We start from the raw sequence: 6,427 nt of genomic DNA on the forward strand, positions 1-6,427 counted from the left end.
CCGTCAGTCCCCCTGGCCCAGGACATAAAGCGCCGGAAGGGCGGCGGCGTAGACCGCGAGGACGGCCCAACTGTCGGGACCGAGCCGCAATGTCGTCTTGTCGCGCCGTTCAATCAGGCCCGCGACGTAGAGCAGCGTCACCACGATGCCAAGCAATGCGGCGAAGGCGGCGAAGACCCCCAGCTCGTTCAACACAGGGGGGCCGCGGTAGGCGACGTCGATGACGAAGATCAGCATCAGGTCGAAGATGTTGGTGCCGAAGATGTCGGAGAACGCCATCATGTAGCGGCGGATGAGCACGGCCGTCACCACGGTGCTGATCTCCGGCAGCGAGGTCGCGAGCGCGAGCAGGGTGACGCCCACGAAGTTGTCGCTGATGCCGGATTGCCGCGCGATTGCGTCAGCCGTCTGCGAGAGCAGATAACCTGCGACGAAGATCGTCGCGCCCATGGCCGCCGTCAGTCCGATCGCGCGGCGCAGGTTGTCCGGCTTACCGTCGACTTCGCCCCCCTCGGGTTCAGGCGGGGGATTGGGGCGCCACGTCTCGCGGCCCTTGTAGCGCGAGATCATCCAGAAGAACGTCACGCCCAGCAGGAATGCCGCCGCGCTCCAGGCGCCCACACCCGCCACGTCGATGTCGCCGACCAGGGCGCCGGCGATGAGCACCGCCAGCAGCAGGCAGGAGAAGACCGCCTGCAGCAGGACGGTCGGCCCGGCCACTTGGGCCGACATCGCGCGGCCCCGCAGCATGGCGTCGCCAATCGCGATGATGACGACCTGCGCGGCGACGCCGCCCAGGAGATTGCTCACAGCCAGACGGGCGTTGCCGGTCAGGCTCGCCGTCGTGGATACAGCGACCTCCGGAAGCGAGGTGATGCCGCCCAGCAGCAGCATGCCGGCCAGCGCCGAACCCAGGCCGGTCATCTCCGAAATGGCGTCGGCGTAGCGGGTGAGCCGTGAGCCCGCCCACCAGACGACCGCAGCCGCGACGCCGAAGATCGCGAGGTTGGCCCATAGCGGGTAAGCCCCGAAGTCCAGCAGCGTCATCCGCGCCACTCGCTGGCTGGCAAGGTCGGTTGCGCCCAAGCCTGCCCCGCGGCGAGCAACGCCCGGATCGGGGCGTTCCGCAGGGTGGGAACGCGCCGACGCGCGACCCAGGCGGTCTCGGGCGCGGGCAGGGGAACGGTCAAGGCGCCGCGCCCGCGGCGGCGAGGATCTCCGCCTTGCTCTGCCGGCTGGCGATCCGACCATCAGCGACCCGCAGAGTGTCCCGGGGGACGCTGACCAGCATGCCGTCGATCTGCAGGATGGCCATCGGGCCGGTGGCGCTGCGTCCCCACGCCTCGAATTCGCCGATGACGCGGCCCCGGGAATCCTGGACGGCCATCCCCGGCGCCACACCACCCCAACCGTCGCGTTCGAGAGCCTTGCCCGGCGACCCCGGCAGCGACGGCGACCGGCTTGTGCGCGATGGCGGATCACCTCGAATGACGTGAGGGGTCTGGAGCAGGCTCAGGCGCCCGACCGATTGGCCTTGCCTGTCGACCAAGTCGCCGGCGCCATACAGCGCCGCTGGCTGCGCGAGGGCCGCATGCGCACCGAAGCCCCCGAGCAGGAGCACAATCAAACGCAAGGTCATCGAATCTCCTCTCGCTGCGGGCCATTTGCGGGTGACGGTCGACAGGGGTCGCGGCGCCGGGCCTCGCTCCGCTGAGGCGCGTTGGCCGAAGCGATTTCGACGGTCGCGAGCCGGGTGATCCGATCACTCCGGCGCACCAGCAACCGCCGGGCGCGCCGGGGGGTTGCGTCACGGAGTCGTGTTCTGGGGTGCGGAATTCGTTCGTGTCGTCAGCGCCTTAGCATTTGAGTTCCTTGCGGAACGATCCAGGGCGCCCTCGGTTGGTCTCGACATCGGCTATGGCTGCAGCCGCACCGCCGGTTCAAGGTCCCAGCAGGTCCGGGGCGGCGGGCAGGCGGGCGCGAAGGCGCGACGGGCCGAGGCCCATGCGTTCGCCGAGCCGCTCATCCCAGCCGTAGTCGTCCTGGGCGAAGCGGACCGCGCCCGCCGGACCGGTGCTGGCGGTCAGGTAGAGGAGGCGCACCGGTATGGATTGGCCGAGCTCGACGGTATGGGTCTCGCCGGACGCAAGCGCGGCCTCGAACGTGTCGAGGCGCCCATGCTCCCCCGCCAGCCGCCGTGCGAAGCCGACAGCGTCCTCCACCCGCACGCAGCCGTGGCTGCGCAGCCGATCCGGGGCTGCGAAAAGCGCCTTCGCCGGAGTGTCGTGAAGATAGATCGCGTACGGATTGCGCATATCGAACTTGACCCGTCCCAGGGCCGCGCCGGGTCCGGGGCGCTGGATGACCCGGCCTCCGGAGACGTACATGTCCCGGCGCTCGAGGTAGTCGCGGCCCCTTGGCAAGATCTCGGTCTCGGCGATGGACTGGGGCACGTACCAGGGCGGGTTGACGACCAGGGTGTCGAAAGCGGCGCTCAACAGCGGCGTCTTATGCGCCACGGCGCCGGCCACCACACGGGCGCGATACGACGGACGGCCCTCCCGGTAATAGGTCATCACCGCTTCAGCGATGTTCACGTCGATGCGCGTCGCCGGCGCCGGACGCTGTAGCCATCGGCGACGCTCCAGGTTGAGCGCCAGCTGGCGGGCGCGGTCCTGCGGGCCCTGGTTGAGCTCCGCGATGGTTTCCGGCCCGATGATCCCGTCAAGGCGCAAACCCGCCTCGCGTTGCAGGCGCCGGACGGCGGCTTCCAGAGCCGGACCGTAGGACGCTCCGGACACAACCGGCTTGGCGAGCAGCCCTCGCTCGTACAGCCGCTCGCTGATCGCAGGCAGCCGCGGATCGCGGTCCCGCGGGCGGATCGGCCGGCTTGCCTCGATATCCGGAGCAGGGCCGTCCGCCGCTCGCGCAAGCTGCCGCAGGCAGGCCTCCGACAGGGCCTTGTATCCCGCGCCCTGAGGCGCAAGCGACTCCAGCCAGGTCGACAGGCGGCCGGCTTCCCGGGCGATCGCCACGCCCGATCCCGGCGGCGCCGGCTGCATCTCGAGCGTGAAAATGCGGTGGATCTCGCGGGGGTCCACCACGCCCGATGTCAGCGCGCGGGCGTAGGTCTGCGCCACGCGGGTGAGGACCTCGTCGGGCGCGTTGTCGAGTTGCGCCAGGAACGGTCCGCCGTTCAGGCCGTGCCGCGGCGCCTCGGTCAGCGCGTCCCGCAACTGAGCGATCTCAGACAGGGACCAGAGCGGAGGCGGCCGGGGCGACGTTTCCGTCCAGATCGGCAGCGCGCGCATGCCGCCGGCCATCAGACCTGCGGACAACAGCAGCGCTGAGCGACGCGTGATGAGGGCGCCGGAGATGACGAGACCTTTCTTGGGTGGCTACAGAAGCCAACACCACAGCCGAGACGCGGTTCAGGGCGGACAAGGGATCGTGATGCGAGGGGCGTCCGAGCGCGGAACGGCGTCGACAGAGGGGTGTTCCCCCGTCATGTCCCAAACCGATCGCGAAAAGCACGGCTCACGCCTCGCCTTCTTCATCAGCCCGCGTCTCGGTGCGCTCGTCCTGCTCGCGGTGTTCCTGATCGCGTTGCTGTTGTGGCGCTGAGGTCGAGGCGGCAGGCCATGTACGCCGCGCGGTCCAAGCCCCCGACGCCGGCCCGATGATGTGGCCGTTCGCCACGCGGCCCGCTGCGCCAGGATCATTCCGCGGAAAGGTCGTCGCCGTGACCGGCGCCTCGGCCGGCGTCGGCCGGGCCGTTGCTCTCGCGGCGGCCGCCGCCGGAGCTGATGTCGCGCTTCTCGCTCGCAGCGAGCGGGCGTTGAGCGCCGTCGCCCGCGAGGTCGAGCGATCGGGCGGCCGCGCGGCCATCGCATCCGTGGATGTCGCCGACGCCGACGCGGTTGCAAGGGCGGCGACGTCCATGGAGGGCGAGCTCGGGCCGATCGATATCTGGGTCAACGCGGCCATGGCGACTGTCTTCTCGCCGGTCAGCCGCCTGCCGCCCGACGAGGTTCGCCGTGTGACCGAGGTCACCTATCGCGGATCGGTGAATTGCATGTTGGCGGTCCTGCCCTCAATGCGCCGACGGGGGAGCGGACTCATTGTCCAGGTGGGCTCCGCGCTCGCTTTCCGCGGCATCCCGCTGCAGGCGCCGTACTGCGGGGCGAAGCATGCGTTGCGCGGCTTCATCGGCTCCCTCCGTACGGAACTGATCCACGAAGGGAGTCCCGTCCGCGTCATCCAGGTTCATCTTCCCGCGATCAACACGCCTCAGTTCGCCTGGTCCCGAACCCACGTGGCGCGTCGGCCGAGGCCTCTCGGCGGCATCTTCACTCCGGAGACGGCCGCCCAGGCGATCCTGGCGGCCGCGCGGCGGCCTTCGCAGGACTACTGGCTGGGCGCCCCGACGCTCCAGGCGATCCTGGGGCAGGCCGTGGCGCCGCGTCTGTTGGACCACTTGATGGCCCGTCGCGCGTGGGAAGGGCAATTCACGGGAGAGCCGGCCGAGCCGCGGGCGGGCAATCTCTACGCGAGCGTGGAGGGGCTCCACGCGGTTCACGGGCCCTTCAGTGATCAAGCCAGGCCGCGTGCGACGTTGATGCCGGCGCAGCCGGCTCGCCTGGCCGCAATTGCGCTCGGCCTCCTGGCCGCCGGCAGCCTCGGTTATCTCGCCTCGCGGCGCTCGAATCGAACGTCCGTCGGTACACGCGGATGATCCGTGCGGCGAACTGGAGCCGCGTTGACCTCGACGTTCAGGCCGTGCATGGGGACACCCGCAGGTGGATCGGGGCGCTCCGAGAGACCGAAGCGTCCCTTTCTCCGCCTCACGTCCGGACGGAATCGGCCATGACCCACACCATCTTCATCGACGGGGAAGCCGGCACCACCGGCCTGCAGATCCGGGATCGGCTGGCGCGGCGCCCGGACCTGGAGGTGCTGTCCATCGATCCCGCCCGGCGCAAGGACGCCGACGCGCGCGCCGAGCTGCTGAACGCGGCGGACGCCGTGGTGCTGTGCCTGCCGGACGACGCTTCGCGCGAGGCGGTGGGCATGATCACCTCGAACCGGGTCAAGGTGGTGGACGCCTCGACGGCCTTCCGGACGGCGCCCGGCTGGACCTATGGCTTCGCCGAGATGTCGGCCACGCAGCGGGATGACATCCGCAAGGCCACCCGCGTGTCCAACCCCGGCTGCTACCCCACCGGCTTCATCAGCCTGGTGCGGCCGCTGGTGGCCGCAGGCCTGATCCCGGCGGACTTCCCCCTGACCGTGAACGCGGTGTCGGGCTATTCCGGCGGCGGCAAGGGCCTGATCGGCGAGTTCGAGGACCAGGCCCCAGCGGCGGGGACCAACGACGCCTTCCGCGCCTATGGCTTCACCCTGGCGCACAAGCACCTGCCCGAAATGCAGGTCCACACGGGCCTCGCCCACCCCCCGGTGTTCGCCCCCGCCGTGGGCCGCTACGCCCAGGGCATGTTCGTGGAAGTGCCGCTGCAGCTCTGGGCGCTGCCCGGCAAGCCGTCGCCGGCGGATCTGCACGTGGCGCTGGCCGCCGCCTATGCGGGCGAGACGTTCGTCGAGGTGGCGAGCGGGGCGGAGTGCGCGGAACTGCAGAAGGCGCGCGCCGGGGCCGGCGGATATGTCCAGGCCCTGGATCCGGAAGCGCTGAACGGGACCAACCGGATGCGCCTCTTCGTGTTCGGCAGCGCCGATGGCGGGCAGGCGCGGCTGGTCGCTCTGCTGGACAACCTGGGCAAGGGCGCCTCGGGCGCGGCGGTGCAGAACCTGAACCTGATGCTGGGCCTGCCGGAAGGCGCCGGGCTGTAGCGCGGGGCCTCGCGCGGCGTGTAACCTTTCGGGCGCGCCGCACGTACATAGGAGCATGAGCACCATGTCCATCGACCGGCGGGGCTTCCTCGCCGCCGCCTCCGCCCTGGCCACTGTCGCTCCGGCCTCGTCCTTCGCGGCCGCGCGCGACGCCTACGCCAACTCGCCCTATCGCAAGATCACCGACGCCGAGTGGCGCAAGCGGTTGCCTGAGGCCAGCTATCGGATCCTCCGCAACGAAGACACCGAACGGCCGGGGTCCAGCCCGCTGCTCAAGGAAAAGCGGAAGGGTACGTTCGCCTGCCTGGGCTGCGGCCTGCCGCTGTTCAGCTCGACCACGAAGTACGAGAGCGGCACCGGCTGGCCCAGCTTCTACCGCGCCCTGCCGGGCGCCCTGGCCACCAAGACCGACTACAAGATCGGCGTGCCGCGGACCGAGTACCACTGCGCCCAATGCCTGGGGCACCAGGGGCATGTGTTCGACGATGGTCCGCGTCCCACGGGCCTGCGCTACTGCAACAACGGCTTTGCGCTGAAGTTCATACCCGCCTGAAAAAGTCGGCCCGGGACGGCGCAAGGT

Annotated in this window: 6 protein-coding genes; 3 read left to right on the plus strand and 3 right to left on the minus strand. The window is 70.3% G+C overall.

Annotated features, from left to right (window positions below; genetic code table 11):
* Positions 1 to 3: 3 nt before the first annotated feature.
* From AX721_RS15755 to AX721_RS15765, 3 genes are all read right to left on the minus strand, one after another.
* Complete coding sequence (locus AX721_RS15755) at positions 4 to 1,047, minus strand: sodium:calcium antiporter (protein WP_068876951.1); 1,044 nt, start codon at positions 1,045 to 1,047, stop codon at positions 4 to 6.
* Positions 1,048 to 1,186: 139 nt separating this feature from the next.
* Positions 1,187 to 1,639, minus strand: coding sequence for a hypothetical protein (locus tag AX721_RS15760; RefSeq protein ID WP_068876952.1), 453 nt, complete (start codon positions 1,637 to 1,639; stop codon positions 1,187 to 1,189).
* 301 nt (positions 1,640 to 1,940) lie between these two features.
* A complete protein-coding gene (locus tag AX721_RS15765) occupies positions 1,941 to 3,338 on the minus strand; it encodes a L,D-transpeptidase family protein (RefSeq protein ID WP_156467196.1) in 1,398 nt (465 codons plus the stop codon).
* A gap of 344 nt (positions 3,339 to 3,682) precedes the next feature.
* Between AX721_RS15765 and AX721_RS15775 the strand changes: the two genes are divergently transcribed.
* The 3 genes from AX721_RS15775 (at position 3,683) to msrB (ending at position 6,400) form a co-directional block, all read left to right on the plus strand.
* On the plus strand, positions 3,683 to 4,735 hold the full coding sequence (locus tag AX721_RS15775) for an SDR family oxidoreductase (protein ID WP_068876963.1): 1,053 nt from the start codon (positions 3,683 to 3,685) through the stop codon (positions 4,733 to 4,735).
* A gap of 131 nt (positions 4,736 to 4,866) precedes the next feature.
* Entirely contained in the window at positions 4,867 to 5,847 is a 981-nt protein-coding gene (gene argC, locus AX721_RS15780; RefSeq protein ID WP_068876955.1) for an N-acetyl-gamma-glutamyl-phosphate reductase, read from the plus strand.
* A gap of 55 nt (positions 5,848 to 5,902) precedes the next feature.
* Positions 5,903 to 6,400, plus strand: coding sequence for a peptide-methionine (R)-S-oxide reductase MsrB (msrB, locus tag AX721_RS15785; protein WP_068876956.1), 498 nt, complete (start codon positions 5,903 to 5,905; stop codon positions 6,398 to 6,400).
* The last annotated feature ends 27 nt before the right edge of the window (positions 6,401 to 6,427 follow it).

The organism is Phenylobacterium sp. CCH9-H3, from assembly GCF_001557235.1.
In the GTDB taxonomy this organism is placed as follows: domain Bacteria; phylum Pseudomonadota; class Alphaproteobacteria; order Caulobacterales; family Caulobacteraceae; genus Phenylobacterium.